The sequence below is a fragment of the Shewanella sp. HL-SH5 genome, assembly GCF_051163755.1.
Lineage (GTDB): Bacteria > Pseudomonadota > Gammaproteobacteria > Enterobacterales > Shewanellaceae > Shewanella > Shewanella glacialimarina.
Genome location: NZ_CP195038.1, coordinates 4,030,840 through 4,045,933 on the forward strand (window position 1 = coordinate 4,030,840; position 15,094 = coordinate 4,045,933).

16 protein-coding genes are annotated in these 15,094 nt (G+C 41.3%); 7 read left to right on the forward strand and 9 right to left on the reverse strand.

What is annotated here, in order from left to right; all coding sequences use genetic code 11:
* Positions 1 to 10: 10 nt before the first annotated feature.
* The gene (locus tag ACRWQM_RS17675) at positions 11 to 1,051 is read right to left on the reverse strand and encodes a hypothetical protein (RefSeq protein WP_434930779.1); all 1,041 of its coding nucleotides are present in this window, start codon (positions 1,049 to 1,051) and stop codon (positions 11 to 13) included.
* 198 nt (positions 1,052 to 1,249) lie between these two features.
* Between ACRWQM_RS17675 and ACRWQM_RS17680 the strand changes: the two genes are divergently transcribed.
* Positions 1,250 to 1,678 carry an acyl-CoA thioesterase gene (locus ACRWQM_RS17680; protein WP_434927747.1) on the forward strand — a complete coding sequence of 143 codons (429 nt, stop codon included), beginning with the start codon at positions 1,250 to 1,252 and terminating at the stop codon, positions 1,676 to 1,678.
* A gap of 10 nt (positions 1,679 to 1,688) precedes the next feature.
* Positions 1,689 to 1,937, forward strand: a complete 249-nt coding sequence (locus ACRWQM_RS17685) for a GNAT family N-acetyltransferase (protein WP_434927746.1) — start codon at positions 1,689 to 1,691, stop codon at positions 1,935 to 1,937.
* 34 nt (positions 1,938 to 1,971) lie between these two features.
* Here the strand turns inward: ACRWQM_RS17685 and ACRWQM_RS17690 are convergent, their stop codons facing one another.
* Both ACRWQM_RS17690 and ACRWQM_RS17695 read right to left on the reverse strand, forming a co-directional pair.
* Positions 1,972 to 2,373: an acyl-CoA thioesterase gene (locus tag ACRWQM_RS17690; protein WP_434927745.1), complete on the reverse strand. Its 402-nt coding sequence runs from the start codon at positions 2,371 to 2,373 to the stop codon at positions 1,972 to 1,974.
* Between the two features lie 82 nt (positions 2,374 to 2,455).
* On the reverse strand, positions 2,456 to 3,244 hold the full coding sequence (locus ACRWQM_RS17695) for a lipase family protein (protein WP_434930780.1): 789 nt from the start codon (positions 3,242 to 3,244) through the stop codon (positions 2,456 to 2,458).
* Between the two features lie 333 nt (positions 3,245 to 3,577).
* On the opposite strand from ACRWQM_RS17695, the gene ACRWQM_RS17700 reads away from it, so the two are divergent.
* The gene (locus ACRWQM_RS17700) at positions 3,578 to 4,528 is read left to right on the forward strand and encodes an IS110 family transposase (protein WP_434929890.1); all 951 of its coding nucleotides are present in this window, start codon (positions 3,578 to 3,580) and stop codon (positions 4,526 to 4,528) included.
* A gap of 59 nt (positions 4,529 to 4,587) precedes the next feature.
* Here the strand turns inward: ACRWQM_RS17700 and ACRWQM_RS17705 are convergent, their stop codons facing one another.
* The 4 genes from ACRWQM_RS17705 to ACRWQM_RS17720 form a co-directional block, all read right to left on the reverse strand.
* Positions 4,588 to 6,375 carry an AMP-dependent synthetase/ligase gene (locus tag ACRWQM_RS17705; RefSeq protein ID WP_434930781.1) on the reverse strand — a complete coding sequence of 596 codons (1,788 nt, stop codon included), beginning with the start codon at positions 6,373 to 6,375 and terminating at the stop codon, positions 4,588 to 4,590.
* Between the two features lie 130 nt (positions 6,376 to 6,505).
* Positions 6,506 to 7,837 carry a hypothetical protein gene (locus ACRWQM_RS17710; RefSeq protein ID WP_434930782.1) on the reverse strand — a complete coding sequence of 444 codons (1,332 nt, stop codon included), beginning with the start codon at positions 7,835 to 7,837 and terminating at the stop codon, positions 6,506 to 6,508.
* Positions 7,834 to 8,712: an ABC transporter ATP-binding protein gene (locus ACRWQM_RS17715; protein ID WP_434927741.1), complete on the reverse strand. Its 879-nt coding sequence runs from the start codon at positions 8,710 to 8,712 to the stop codon at positions 7,834 to 7,836. Before ACRWQM_RS17715 ends, ACRWQM_RS17710 begins: the two co-directional genes overlap by 4 nt.
* A 52-nt stretch (positions 8,713 to 8,764) precedes the next feature.
* Complete coding sequence (locus tag ACRWQM_RS17720; RefSeq protein WP_226412115.1) at positions 8,765 to 9,139, reverse strand: GntR family transcriptional regulator; 375 nt, start codon at positions 9,137 to 9,139, stop codon at positions 8,765 to 8,767.
* A 93-nt stretch (positions 9,140 to 9,232) separates the two neighbouring features.
* Between ACRWQM_RS17720 and ACRWQM_RS17725 the strand changes: the two genes are divergently transcribed.
* The 4 genes from ACRWQM_RS17725 (at position 9,233) to ACRWQM_RS17740 (ending at position 13,114) form a co-directional block, all read left to right on the forward strand.
* Complete coding sequence (locus ACRWQM_RS17725) at positions 9,233 to 10,927, forward strand: alpha/beta hydrolase (RefSeq protein WP_434930783.1); 1,695 nt, start codon at positions 9,233 to 9,235, stop codon at positions 10,925 to 10,927.
* Positions 10,928 to 10,929: 2 nt separating this feature from the next.
* Complete coding sequence (locus tag ACRWQM_RS17730; RefSeq protein WP_434930784.1) at positions 10,930 to 11,664, forward strand: ABC transporter ATP-binding protein; 735 nt, start codon at positions 10,930 to 10,932, stop codon at positions 11,662 to 11,664.
* Entirely contained in the window at positions 11,664 to 12,812 is a 1,149-nt protein-coding gene (locus ACRWQM_RS17735; RefSeq protein WP_434930785.1) for an ABC transporter permease, read from the forward strand. The genes ACRWQM_RS17730 and ACRWQM_RS17735 overlap by 1 nt, the downstream gene beginning before the upstream one ends.
* Before the next feature lie 77 nt (positions 12,813 to 12,889).
* Positions 12,890 to 13,114 (forward strand): hypothetical protein, encoded by a 225-nt coding sequence (locus tag ACRWQM_RS17740; RefSeq protein ID WP_226412123.1) that lies wholly within the window; start codon positions 12,890 to 12,892, stop codon positions 13,112 to 13,114.
* 146 nt (positions 13,115 to 13,260) lie between these two features.
* On the opposite strand, the gene ACRWQM_RS17745 is transcribed toward ACRWQM_RS17740, so the two are convergent.
* Complete coding sequence (locus tag ACRWQM_RS17745) at positions 13,261 to 14,004, reverse strand: LytR/AlgR family response regulator transcription factor (protein ID WP_434927738.1); 744 nt, start codon at positions 14,002 to 14,004, stop codon at positions 13,261 to 13,263.
* Positions 13,982 to 15,094, reverse strand: a complete 1,113-nt coding sequence (locus ACRWQM_RS17750; RefSeq protein WP_434927737.1) for a sensor histidine kinase — start codon at positions 15,092 to 15,094, stop codon at positions 13,982 to 13,984. Before ACRWQM_RS17750 ends, ACRWQM_RS17745 begins: the two co-directional genes overlap by 23 nt.

The following is a 15,094-nucleotide window of genomic DNA, read 5'->3' on the forward strand; positions in this document are numbered from 1 at the left end:
GGAAGCATTATCACTCTACTTGATTCACTGGCTTTGGCAGCATTCGGCCAAAAGCAACTGAAACACATGGTTTAATAACAAAGTCATAATCATAAACAGCATTACTATTGCGTGTTATTGCCAGTATTTCATAATCATTCAATTCTACAACGTGTGAATCTGCCGATTTTTCACAACGGGACAAGTTATCTGCCTCGAATGTATAAGCAAATAATGCTACCGCCTTACGCACACCTAAAGAGTAATTGTGGTGGACCTGCTTGAAGTCAATCTCTTGAAATATATTGATATTAAGGTTCATACCCTCTAGTTGCTTATCATCTGTCGCACTGAGATTGTCTTTGGCTAGAGGTTGTTCCAGCTGGTCTAATATATCCTCTCTCATATTTACATCTTGCTGGTTTAGTACCTGAGACACTGGACTGTCAGGATCTTCAATATTACTTTCTAAATCAACACCTAACAACATCCACAAATGGTAAATCACCACAAAAGACAGCATCACTCGGACTAAAAATGTACTACGTCGAAAAGTACTATGATGTATAAATTGAGGTGACTTGATACCTAATGGCCTCAATATCCATATAAATAAGAAGTAAGCGGGTGACATAATCTGCACTAAAAACATCACGATCCCGCTGATAATAATGAACCAGGCAGGGATATACAGCAAAATAGCAAAGTTATGAGTGTAATTAAAATGTTGAGCTGGCACGCCCACGACATCGTTAACCACAGAGCTGGCATTTGCTAGAGCAAAATTAGCGATTATGGCATAAAACAATAGCAGTACCGCTTTACCCGCTAGGCTATGCCAAACCTTTTCAAAGATAGGCCAAAACTCTAGCAATATGGCGAGTAAACTGACCAGTGCAACTAAAGCCAATGGCTGCTTAAAAATAAGTAACAAAATGGCAAGCAGATAGAATTTTTGCGCAATAGACAATTGATCACGCAGTACAATCAATCGACTAATTAGCTGTTGGAATACTAATTTGGGTATTGCGGCAGCTTCTGGCAACTTAAACGACTTTATTCGTGCAAACATGATTCCCTTACTCACTTTGGCCATCGCATCAGAATACGTATGTTATTTATAAAAGCAGCCATTTAAGCTAATGGCAAAACAATAACATAACGTGTTTTTATACTTGTTGTCAGTATCAATGATTGCTAAATTGGTGTTATATATTAAACGACCGTTTAAAAAAACTTATACCAACTTATAAGAATAAGGATAAGCCACATGGAAGACTTTATCGCTGAACACCCGATCCACACCAAGATCCCAGTCGCATGGGGCGAAATGGATGCCTTACAGCATGTCAATAATGCTGTTTATTTCAAATATTTCGAAACTGCCAGATTAGACTTTTTTAATCAAATAAACTTACTAGAAGACTTACATAAAACGGGAGTAGGCCCTGTTTTAAGTGAAACTAACGCACGCTATAAACGCCCTGTAACCTTTCCCGATACCTTAATTATTGGTGTGACGATTAGTGATATTCAAGCAGACCGCTTTACCATGCACTACACTGCATTTAGTGAAGCACAACAAGCTGTGACAACCCAAGGCTGGGCTAAAGTAGTGATGTTTAACTTTAAATCAGGTAAAAAAGCCGATCTAACCGCGCCATTACTTAATGCGCTAACGCTTTATGCCAAATCATAGAGAAAAGAGTATGAATGATATGACTGTCATACATCAGCCAGAACAGCATCGTTTTGTAGCAGGTTCAGAGGGTGAACAAGCTATGTTGGAATATCACACAGACAATAAAACCATCAATTTTCACCATACTTTTGTACCACCATCAATGCGTGGCAAGGGAATGGCTGAAAAATTAGTACAAGCAGGGTTAGGCTGGGCGAATGAGCAGCAACTGACTATAGAAGCCAGTTGCAGTTACGTACAAAAATTTTTGCGTTAAATTAGCTAGTATCTCACTTACAGTTGCTAAATGATTACCCCGTTAGGTCAGCTAATTGCGTTTTTACCGCATCAGACAATGGCTGGCTTTTTTCTGCTTTATAATCGTAATGCACCATAGTGGTTTTTGCTTCGGCGGTTTGCTTACCTTCTTGCCAGCAACTTTGAGCGATTTCAAAACTGCTGTTACCGATACGGCTAATGTGGGTTTTTACCGTTACCGTTTTACCGTAAAACGTGGGCGCATTAAACGCTATGGTAAAACCTGCAATAATCATATTCCATTTTGATAAATCTTGTCCTGGATTCACAATTTCAAAAACAGGATCTCTTGCCGCCTCAAACCACACCGGAATAACGGTATTGTTAATATGGCCTAGGGCATCGGTTTCACAAAATCGCGGTGTTAAATCCAAAGAAAACTGAGTCACTGGCACGGTAATTCCTTATTATAATCGGTATATTCAGGGTCATCATCGCCAAACTCAATTCAGCGGCAACAAGAGTTTAATAGAGTCATCAAACATCATCAAAGAAGTCTTTGTCTCGAATATACTTATGCATGTAATGATATGCAAACGGTGATATCAACCAGCTTATAATACTTAATAAAAATCGATTTACCGGATGGATATTGTCATAAATTCTTTCATTATGTAGCCACAGCATTTTACCCACATGGTAGTAAATACCCGGTAAAGGAGGCAGAAATGTCACCATATCGACACCACAGCAAATACGATAAGTTCGTCTATGCAGTAAATATTGTTGCTGAAAACTCTTAAAACCCGGTGCAGGTTGACCAAATGTCACCACCCGCTTAATTGCTCGGGGAAAGTCTCGCTCTAACCTATCGGCAGCCAGAATAGCCATCGCACCGCCAGATGAATGTCCAGTTAAGCTAATACGCTTACCCGATTGAATTAGAGGAGTCAAAATAGTATACAGTTGTTGATAAAGGCTGACACCCGTCAGATACTCAGGAGGTTTAGGGTTGGCTGTTTGCTCCAGTAAATACTCATATCCTGCATGCACTCGATACTCGGCATCAGCAAAAACTTTGGTAACCGGCCAACACCAGGTATTAATCCACCACTCATTCACCGTTTGCGAACCACGAAATACCACCAGCACTTCAGTTTGATCTTCACGCCACAGAATTCGTGCGCAAACATTGCCCCAACGATTGGCAATCTGTTGATAATTCTCTGCCACAAACCCCAACTTCTCAGGCGAAAAATCAGGCTTATACGTTACCTTACAAAGCACCGCATAACGTTCATATTGATAGCGCTTAAGTTTTTTCAATTAGCTGCATATTTAAGTATTTATGATGTCACCAGATTAAACACGTAAAATGACACGGGCATGACCAAATTTTACAAATCAAAAAAAGCCCCTATAAAGGGGGCTTGTATGGATAATAAACCCAACTAATTACACATCATTCCCAGTTTCGGGTAATGTGAGACCCAGGCTTTAGCTGCAACTAAAGCTTTCATTTGTCGTAGTTCGATTGAGTGCTGGATCCTCTATTGAGAGACCGATAACAAGAAAGAACGCGACAAACGACTCCAAGCAAAATACTCGAATAGTCTACTGGGTCTCGAACCCGCATTTGCAAGCAAGAGTTAGCTTATTATGAAAACAAAAACTAATCAAAACATTAACGTCGGTGTCGATACTGGCAAGTTCCAACTCGACATTTATATTCGACCTCTCGATATCTATTTCACCGTGTCTAACGATGAAAAAGGCATTAAAGAAGCGGTGAGGCTCATTAAAAAACACCACCCAGAACGTATTGTCATTGAAGCGACGGGACGGCTTGAAATGCCGTTTATTATGGCTTGTGCGAATGCTAATTTACCCTTCGTAATCGCTAATCCTGTACACATAAAACGCTTTGCCGGTGCAATTGGCCAACGCGCTAAAACTGACAAGCTAGATGCACAGCTTATCGCCCATTATAGTGAAGCGATTAAACCTCGGCTATCGACACTAAAGCCAGAGATAATGCAGGCTATGAGCGATTTAGTCGGAAGACGAAATCAACTATTGGTGATGCAAACTATGGAGAAGAACAGACTTCAAATTCTTCCGAAAGAACTAGCGATGACTATCAAACCTATTCTGACTGTGTTTAAAAATCAGATTACAAAAATTGAAACTAAAATCGTTAATCTCATCGAATCAAACCCTGACTACCAAGCTAAAAATATCATCCTGCAAAGCATGAAAGGCATAGGTAAAATTGCTGCTGCGTCCATCATCAGCAACCTACCAGAATTAGGTTATATCAATAACAAAGAAGCCAGCTCATTAGTTGGTGTTGCACCCATGAATAAAGAAAGTGGACGTTTCAAAGGGCATAGAAAGATCCAAGGGGGTCGGCATCAAGTGAGAACGGTTTTATACATGGCCATGATGTCAGCGATACAATCTAACCCTGTTTTTAAAGAGACTTATCAGCGGTTAGTTGCGGCAGGAAAACCAAAGAAAGTGGCTATTATTGCCTGTATTAGAAAGATGGTTGTGATCTTAAATTCGATGTTAAGAGATGGTGTTTTATGGGAAGCGCCAAAAGCATAAAATTAACTATTGACGCCATAGTCTCTTGTTATGCTCTTTAGTTAAAACAATAAGTATGTTTAATACATCGCATTAATCTCGTTAGCATACTTGTTATAGATATTTTTGCGCTTGAGCTTCATCGTGGGGGTAATTAAGCCTGACTCCATGGAAAAGGCTTCAGGAAGTAACGTAAACTTTTTGATTTGTTCAAAGCTAGCAAGCTCATGTTGCAACTCTTTTAAGCGTTGCTCAAAATGCTCTACCACTTGAGTGTTACGCAGCAAATCGATTGGATTTTCAACGCTAATCCCTTTCTCTTTCGCCCATACCTCTAATGCTTCAAATGCTGGTACAATTAACGCGGACACATAGCTTCTAGCATCCGCAATTATAGCCACCTGCTCTACAAACGGGCAGCAACTGACTTTGCCTTCAACACGTTGTGGAGCAATATATTTGCCGTTGGACGTTTTCATCAACTCTTTAATACGGTCAGTAATATGCAAGTTGCCATCAGCATCTATCATGCCTGCATCGCCGGTTTTTAACCAACCGTCTTCAAAGGCTTCTAAAGTATCTTCTGGGCGATTAAAGTAACCCCGCATAACGGTATCGCCACGGACGAGAATTTCACTGTTGTTACCGATTTTTATTTCCATGGCGTGTAAAGGTTTGCCATTTGACCCAGTTACGCGATTACTTAATGTATTACAGGTAACCGTGGCACAGGTTTCTGTCATGCCATAACCACATAAAATAGGCACACCAATACTGTGAAAGAAAGCGGTAACATTCACGTCAAGGGCTGCACCGCCGACAGGCATAAACTTCAACCGCCCGCCTAAGACATTTTGTAACTTGCTAAACACCAGCTTGTTAGCCAATTTCCACTGCACAGACAACATCAAGTTGGCTGGTTTACGGCCTTGGCTAACTTCAAATTGGCGCGCACCTATGCCTATTGCCCAATGAAATAACTTTTGTCGTAAGGCTGGTGCGGTATTTACCTTGTCATGTACTGCGCTATACACTTTTTCAAGAAAACGCGGTACAACACATAATGTGTGTGGTTTTACTGCTGCAATGGCCTGTTTAATGCGATGAGTATCATTTAAATACACATTTCGGCCACCACGACATAACACGTAAAAGCTCCAGCCACGCTCAAACACATGACTTAGCGGTAAGAAGGCTAATGACACATAACCTTCTTTAAAGGCTATTTCAGTATCATGTTGTTCAACCATTGAGGCGATATTACGGTAATCCAGCATCACACCTTTAGGATCACCCGTGGTACCTGAGGTATAAATTAGCGTCAATAAGTCATCTAAAGAGGTTTGCGACAAACGCAACACTAGCTCATCTTCGCTAGTCGATGAAGGGGCTGAACTTAGTATTGTGTCTAAATGAAAATGCTCATCTGAGGCTAACGCCACTGCACTGTCAAACACCACAATATGTTCAACCGTTGGACACTGAGCTTGGATTTTACACGCTGTGTGATATTGGCTTTCATCACCTGCAAAAATCACCTTTGCCCGAGCATCATTAACAATGAATACAGCCTGTTCCATGGTACTTGTGGGATAAACCGGCACAACTACATTACGCGCCTTTAATGCCCCAATATCAGCACAGCTCCACTGGGGACTGTTCTGCGCCAAAATGACCACTTTATCTTGAACATGCAAACCAAAACCAATCAACAACTGTGCTATTTTACTGGTGATAGTATCAAACTGCTGCCAGGAAACCGTATTCCACGGCGCAGTCATTTCAAAACCTTCAAGGGCAATTTTGTCGCCTAAAGCTTGGCTTTTTTGTTGAAGAAGTCTGACGATATGATATTTTTCAAGGATCATTTGAGTGCTACCTTTTTAGCTTACAGCTGTACTGCTTTTTGTTGCATTCTACCTGAAGCAATAATAAACAATAAGAGTTTTTGCTCTATTCATGAGCTAAAGTTCAACTTTTAAACAATTACATTGAGATTTATTGATCCATTAAGCCATTTTTCCACAACTGCTTTCGCCCCAAGGTTAATAGTATTATTGCCAGTAGCAGTAGCGTGCCGTCAGCGACTAGCCAATAAACCATGTTAGCTTGCACCTCAAATGAGTCAAAACTTAACGATATAAATACCGAATGGGCAATCATCAACACCATAGACACTGACAACTGGCTAACACTTCGACTTATGGCCCCAAACCCCAGAGCCATAGCAACGCCCCAACCCGTAGCTAACAGCAAATGAATAATGAATAAGAAAGATAACCCTTGGCCAAATAGATTGCCCACCAAGCAAACTAATAGCATCACTATTAAGGATAGCCCAACAAATCGATAAGAAGCATCATGAAACGCTTTTTGTAAGCCCACTAAGCCACTAAAACAAGGGAGTAAAAATAAAGTTTCACTACTACGCCAACGCTGCAATCGAGTCCAATGCACTAAACTTGCCGCCATTAGTAATAATTGTCCCGCTAAAAATGGTACCGGAAAATCCCAGCCAAATAAGTTAGATAAAACAAATAACAATGAGCCAATAAGAACAATAAAGATAAGTAATAGCGCCAATAATGGCCCCACAAAGAAATTAATGGGATGTAGTTGACGGTTCAACCAATGAAGCAAAATACTTTGTTTTAAGTTAGGTACCCACACCCACCCCATTTCCATGCCATTTAAGTAAAGTTGCCGGGCGTTGGCATGCCAACTTAATAAACTAAACTGTATTCTTACGGCTGCAATCATCACCGCCATCAATACGATTAATAACACTGGAGAAAACTGAGCTGCAACGCTATCGATAAACACTATGCCAATAAATAACAACATTGAAAATTGAAAACCATGTTGCCATCGTAAGCTTAAAACCAAAAAAGCTAACGCCACAATTGAAGACAGCAACACAGTATTAATACCCTGGGGAGCCAAACCTAAAGCAAGTAGCATAGTCAGAATAAAGCACCCAAATAAAATAGCGCACGCTTGCACAACTACATTACGTTGATAGCCTGGAATAAGTCGGCTAGTTTCGGTGGCGACTAAGCGATTTATTTGCCACGCCACCGCCAGTACGGTTGACGCTATAGACATTGACAGCATCATGCTAACGGCACTGGTTTTACCCACGTAAGCACTTAATAATGCGATTGCTATACCCACTAACGCGGTTAACAAAAAGCTAATGCTGCCAATATCGTATGCCCACAAACGCCACATACCTCGATAGCATTGGGGGTTAATAAAATCAGCTAACTTAACACTACCTGGAGTAAGCCGTTTACTGGCATGTAAAAAATCGCTGAAAAGGGCTTTCATCGATGCAGCTCCATAAACAGCTGTTCTAAATTCAATGATTGTTGATTTAATAATCCTGGGAATAGCTCATCACCCACACAATCATCCGCCACTATCGTACGGGTGCCTTGGGTTTCAGTTTGATGCAACACAACTAAGTGAGCAGGCAATTGCGCATCAGAACTGACTTTCAATAATTTAACCTGTTCACGTAACGCGTCAATTTCTTTAAACAACACCAACTGGCCTTGCTTAATTAACGCCACATGGCTAGCTACGCGCTCTAAATCTGAGGTGATATGTGATGAAAACAGCACAGCAGAACCAGACTCCAGCGCCAAATCAAACAAATCTGTCATAAATTTGCGTCTTGCTATTGGATCAAGGCTGGCCACTGGCTCATCAAGGATTAACAGCTGAGGTCGATACGCCATTGCCATGATTAACGCTAACGCTTGGCGTTGTCCTACCGACAGTTTCTGCACAGATTGAGTGGCATCTAAATCAAACCTAACCAACCAATCTTGTTCTAATTGAATATCCCAATCAGGATAAAAACTGCGATGTAAATCTAACGCGCGATCGACGGTAAAACCTTCGTAACCAAAAGGCTGCTGTGGCACATAACCAATTTTAGCTTTGGCTTGAGCTGATAACATAAAGGGTGCTTGATTTAACGTACTGATTTCGCCTTGATCAATATCCAATATACCTAATGCACAGCGCATTAAGGTCGATTTCCCTGCACCGTTTTGTCCCAATAACCCCACAACCATGCCCGGTGTGAGTTCTAATGACAGATTATTTAACGCCACACGCGCCACTTGTTTTCCCTTGGCAGGATAAGTTTTACTGACATTTGAAAATGTGAGTATTGGCGAGACTTCTCTGGTCATTTTTAGCGATTCCTTGCATGTATAATCTAAGTGTTCACTTGGTTGTGTGAGCTTACTCTTGCCAATGCTGGCCAATTAACACTTCTAACTCAGCTAAACTCACACCTAGCTGCTGAGCTTGAGAAATTAATTCTTTAATTTTGGGTTGTAATAAACTGCTACCAGAAGTGGTATGAGTATCTGTGCGAGCCGCGACTATTGAAGGCTGCCCACGACGACGCTCAATCCAGCCTTGATCGACTAATTGTTGTACCGCACGTGATACCGTCATTGGGTTGACCGCTAAAAACTCAGCCATTTGCCTTACTGAAGGTAATACCTCATCAGCTTGCAACTGTCCGCCCACAATCAAACTGACTATTTGATCATGTAATTGACGATATATAGGTTCGCCGCTGCTGGGGTTGACATTTAATAGTTCTAACATTAGTCTCTAACAACTGTATTAATACATTGATACACTCATACACTTATAGTAAGTTAACACAATCATCTAAAAATGCAAAAAGGAAACGTTGCGATGATCTATAGGAAGTTTGTCAGCAAAGCACTTATCTCAAGGCTAAGCACCACCGCTTTATGCCAATCGGCAAAACTTGCTCGTCGTGGTACCGCTATCGTTATTGCGATGGTGTTTGCCAATATTAGTATTGCAGCTGAAGTCGACAATCAGCTGAATATTATCAAATCAGCTAAAACCAGCGCGTGTTACTTAGACGGGATGTCTGAGCAGCTACAATGTGGCAAAATTAGTGTGCCAGAAAATCCGCAAAAACCAGATGGAAAGCATATTGATATCCACTTTGCGATATTACCGGCCATTAAAGATACCCACCCAAACGAAGCCTTATTAGCGATAGCCGGTGGCCCAGGGCAATCAGCGATTGATAATGCCGCTTGGTTTGAAAATTTACTCAGTAAAGTGCGTCAGCAACGTGACATTTTACTGATCGATCAACGCGGAACAGGAAAATCAAACATCCTTAACTGCGAAGACAGTACAGTGATATCAATGCTAGCTTTTGATGACGAAAATATCGATGTAATAGCCGAAACAGAAAAGTGTTTTGCGCAAACCGATGCTGATATTACCCAATACGGTAGCGAGACAGCCTTAACCGACTTTGAAGCGGTACGAGCATATTTAGGCTACCAAAAACTGCATCTTTATGGCATTTCATACGGCACAAGAATGGCTCAGCTTTATATGCGTCACTATCCCGAAGTACTTGCCACTGTCACACTTGATGGTGTTGTACCAATGCAACAAAGTGTTATGGCAATCGGCGGAGCGATTGAGCGTGGATTTGAATTATTAATGCGCGATTGCGCCAGCAACACTGCTTGCCAAGCACAATATCCAGATTTATTAGCCGACTTTACCACCGCCAATAAACGCCTTAGCGAAAAAGCCATAACCCAAAGCGTGCGTGACCCACAAACCAATGAGCCAAGCACATTTTTACTTACTCGCAGTAAGTTTATAGGTGCTATTAGAATGGGGTTATATACCCCAGCCATACGCGCGTTATTGCCCCATGCGATTCATCAAGCTGCTCTAGAAAATTATCAACCGATTATGGGTATTTATACCTTAACGTCAGATAGTATCGGCATAGCAATGGGCATGCATGCCTCAGTGGTATGCGGTGAAGATATACACCGTATATCTGATCAAATGCGTAAAGACGCCAAAGAATCTTACATCAGCGCGAGCATGATTGAAGGCCTTGAAAAAACCTGTGAAGTTTGGAAACTACCGCCGGTTAAAGACACCTTTAGTGAGCCCATCCGCAGTGATTTACCGACATTATTGTTATCTGGTGAATTAGATCCCGCAACCCCACCTAACTGGGCCGCATTAGCGCAAACAGAAATGACTAACGCTAAGCATTTTATATCACCATTCGCCACCCATGGTGTGGCAGCTCAAACCTGTGCCAACGATCTCATTGCTGATTTGGTTGACAGTGGTAGCGTGAAAAACCTGGATGCTAGCTGTTTACAAAAAGATATTCGCCGCAGCTTTTATCTCAACGCTAACTCAGTTGAGCCACTCACCGTTGCCACGCAGTCAAACGTTGAAGGCAATGTCACAATCACACCAGCGGCTGAAAATACCGTCGACATGGTAAAAGAGACTGCGGCAGATAATGTCACTGACAGTGTAATAAACAACGCTACCGACAATGCCACTGGCACGGATAAGGAATAATCATGATTTCAGTGACCAATTTATCGAAAAAAATCGGTGATGTTCAAGCATTGAACAAACTGAGCTTTAGCGCCCAAGATGGCCATATAACCGGTTTACTCGGCCCAAACGGTGCGGGCAAAACGACCTGTTTACGCACTTTATTCGGTTTATTAACCCCAGATGAAGGCTATGCGGAAGTAGACGGCATTAACATTGCCGATAATCCTATTACCGCCAAACAACAGTTAGGCCTATTTCCGGATCCTTTTGGCTTATATGAGCGCCTAACCCCACGTGAATATATTACCTACTTCGCTGAGCTAAGTGGCATGTCACGCAAGGACGCTAAAGTCGCGACCGAGAATGTCATCAACCAGCTCAATTTAAGTGACATTAGTGACCGACGCTGTAAAGGATTTTCACAGGGGCAACGGATGAAGACCGCTTTAGCACAGGCGATAGTCCACCAGCCAACTAATATTATTTTAGATGAACCCACCCGTGGTCTAGATGTAATGAGTACCCGCTTATTACGCGATATTTTAATCGACCTGAAAGCACGTGGGCACTGCGTATTATTTTCAAGCCATGTTATGCAGGAAGTCGCCGCATTATGCGATCACGTTATCGTTATGGCCAATGGTCAAGTCGTCGCAACGGGAAGTCCAGACGAGCTGTGCCAACAAACGGGTGAGGCTTCATTAGAAGAAGCCTTCATTAAACTTATCGGAACTGACGAAGGGATCGCAGCATAATGAATAAACTCATCGCAATGGTGCGCAAAGAACTCATTGATGCTGCACGTGACAAACGTTCAGTAATGGCAGGTTTATATTACGCCATCGGTACGCCCTTACTTATGTGCGCCCTGTTTATGGTGCTAATTGGTCAGCTAACCAGCCCAGAAGATTTAAACATCACCATTAATAAAGCAGACAATGCACCCGATCTAGTCCGTTACCTAGGTCGAAAAGGCATTAACCAAGCAGACTTAACGATTGAACCCGACGCAGATGTTAAAGCAATCATCTTAACCATTAGTGACGATTACACCGCCAACATGGCCAAAGCTAAACCTGCTGAAGTCATTTTAGAAGCAGACAACTCTAATGAAAAACTGCAAAAGTCGATCCGTCGTCTACAACTTGAACTACAAGCTTATAGTTCAGAAATGGGCAGTATACGGTTAATCGCCCGCGGCATTAACCCGCAAGTGATGCAACCATTAAAAGTGAATGTAAAAGATCAAGCTACTCCTGATTCAAAAGGTGGCATGATTTTAGGTATCGCAATTTTCACCATGATTTACTCGGTATTTATTTCGGGGATGAATTTAGCCATCGACACCAGTGCCGGCGAGCGTGAACGAAATTCATTAGCTTTAATGCTCAGTCACCCCATTAGCACCCGTCAACTTGTGTTAGGCAAAGTGATTGCGGTAACCACTTTCGCCTTACTCGGCTTAGTGCTTATTTTGCTTATATCCAAAGTGGCCTACACCTTTGTGCCATGGCAAGAGCTGGGCTTTAGCATCAATATCTCCACCGACTTTATGGGACTGATGTTCGTTATTGGTATTCCTGTCGCCTTGATGGCTTCGACCTTACAATTGTTTGTGTCATTTATGGCTAAAAGCTTCAAAGAAGCTCAGTCATATTTAACCATGGTGTTGTTTGTGCCACTGGCACTGTCAATGGCGGCAAGTTACAACATTGCTCCAGATGCATTGCAGTGGTTGCCTGTGTCTGGCCAGCAGCAAGCACTCATGGACTTTATCAAAGGTAAAGAAATCGCTATGTTGCAGTTAGCAGTGTCCTCTATTGCCACATTAGCAATCTCAATCGGCTTAATGCTTGGGATGGAAAAAATGCTTAAAAGTGAAAAGGTCGTATTTGGCCTATAACCTTTGTCATTCGCCCAATCCTTAGCGCTTATCGGTAAGGATTGGGTCATTAAATACTAGAAAATGAGGAATTTAAAATGGAAAATGATTTCGCAATAATGGCCCTAGTGTTGATTATCGTCATTGGCACTACTGCATCAGAAATGTTTAAGTACTATATGAAGCACAAGCAAAACTCAGACACAGGGAGCATGGCCGAGCTTAAGTCACAAAACCAAGCACTGATTGAACGAGTACAAGTGCTAGAAAGGTTAGTCACCGACAGTGATTTTGAGCTAAAGCAGCAGTTTAAAAAGTTATAACGTGTGAAATATGTCTACATTGCATAAACAAGCACCCACATAACTTTTCAACACCTGGAACCTTAAAACTAACGTGAAGGTTATCATTAACTGCAATGCCATCCGTTGAATCATTATGAGGTTACATTTTGATCCTAATACAGCATCTAAAATGTAGCCTCAATACTAAAAATCTTACGCAATTGCTGTACCTGGCGTCGACTAACATCCACTTCTTGACCATTATTCATGTGTACAAGCAAGCTACCGGCCGTTATTCCTTCCTCAATTTTACTCATTTTATCGATACGTAAAATATCGCTGCGACTGGCTTTGAAAAATAAGTTGGCATCTAACCGCTTCTCTACTTTTGATAACGAAATATGTAAGTAAGATTTCCCTGCCTCTGAATAAACAGCCACATGATTACCTATTGATTCAAAACGAGTAATGTCCTGTATACGCACAATTTTATAATCGCCCCCAAATTTGAGTAGCAAGCCGTGGTTATCAGGTAAGTATTGGTTGTGGGTAAGCTCATCATCACTGCGGCTTTCTTTGACTAAACGCGCTTTGTTGATAACAGCTTCTAGCCTATCTTGCATAATAGGCTTCACAATATAATCAAAGGCATTCAATGCAAATGCGTCTACAGCATGCTCGCTAAACGCAGTACAAAAAACGATATGACTTTGCTGTTCTTGTGCTTTCTTAGCAAACTCAAGCCCATCCATTTCAGGCATTTGAATATCAACAAACACAATATCTACATTGATATCAGACAAGATCTCAAGCGCTTGTAGTCCATCTTCTGCTTCAGCAACGATTTCAACATCAGCAAATTTCCCCAGTAACCTTGTTAGCTCTAAACGAGCTAAATATTCATCATCAACGATTAGCACTTTTAACATAAGGTAACTCCATTGAAACCACAAATTGGTCTTGATCCAGTCCATTGAAAAACTGATATTTGCTAGTAAACATCAGCTCAAGTCGCTTCTTGACGTTATGTATTCCCACCTTTGTACTTGGCTGGACTTTTTGCGCGTATACGCTATTGGTAATAGTTAAACGCCAATAGTCATCATTCAAGACTGCCGATTCAACATGAATAAAACCTGGCTTACGGCTTGTTGATATACCGTGTTTAATGGCATTTTCTGCCAACGTTAACAGAGTTAACGTTGGGATATTCTGGCTTAGTGTAGCTTCAGCCAATTGCACCGTTAGCTGTAACTTTTTGTCAAAGCGCACTTTCTCAATGGCTAAATACTTATCAGTAATTAACCAATCCTGTGCTAGCGTCGACTTAGTTTTCATTTGCGATTGCATTTGATTACGCAGCAGATCAGATAACAATGTCACCACTTCAGCAGCTTTTTCTTGATCCGCAAAAATAAGTGCTCGAATACTGTTGAGTGTATTAAATAAAAAATGGGGACTAAGTTGATTGGTAAGTTGCTGGATTTGACTTTCATTGACTTCAAGTTGGAGTTCTTTTTTATTTTTGTGAAATTGCCAAACAAGATAAGCAACACACCATAAAAATAACGTCGCAAATGACTCTAATATGCCAATAACAAATATGGTTAAGGTCGTGACTTCACCGCCAAACTTACCGTCCTGTGTCATCACTTGAATTTGGTTGATATCAGTACTTTGTAAAAAGCTTAATTTCCCCAATCCATACGACAATATAAAATAAATAAATGAGACAAACAAAATATAGGCTAGACCAACAAACGTTGTCCAAATATCCATACTGGCGCCTAACATGTTCATTCGCAGGTAGGGACGTAATAAACAATGGCAAATAAAAATTAACAGGCTGGCTTCTAGGAAAGAGCGTAAAATAATGTCGCTATAATGATGCTGTGGCATTTCCACAAGCGATAACATCACTGACCAAGTTAACACAAAATGCAATCCAAACATGATCATCATGGCTGCACGGTAACTTTTACTGGTGTTACGGCTATGTTGATAAAACTGCTTTAACAA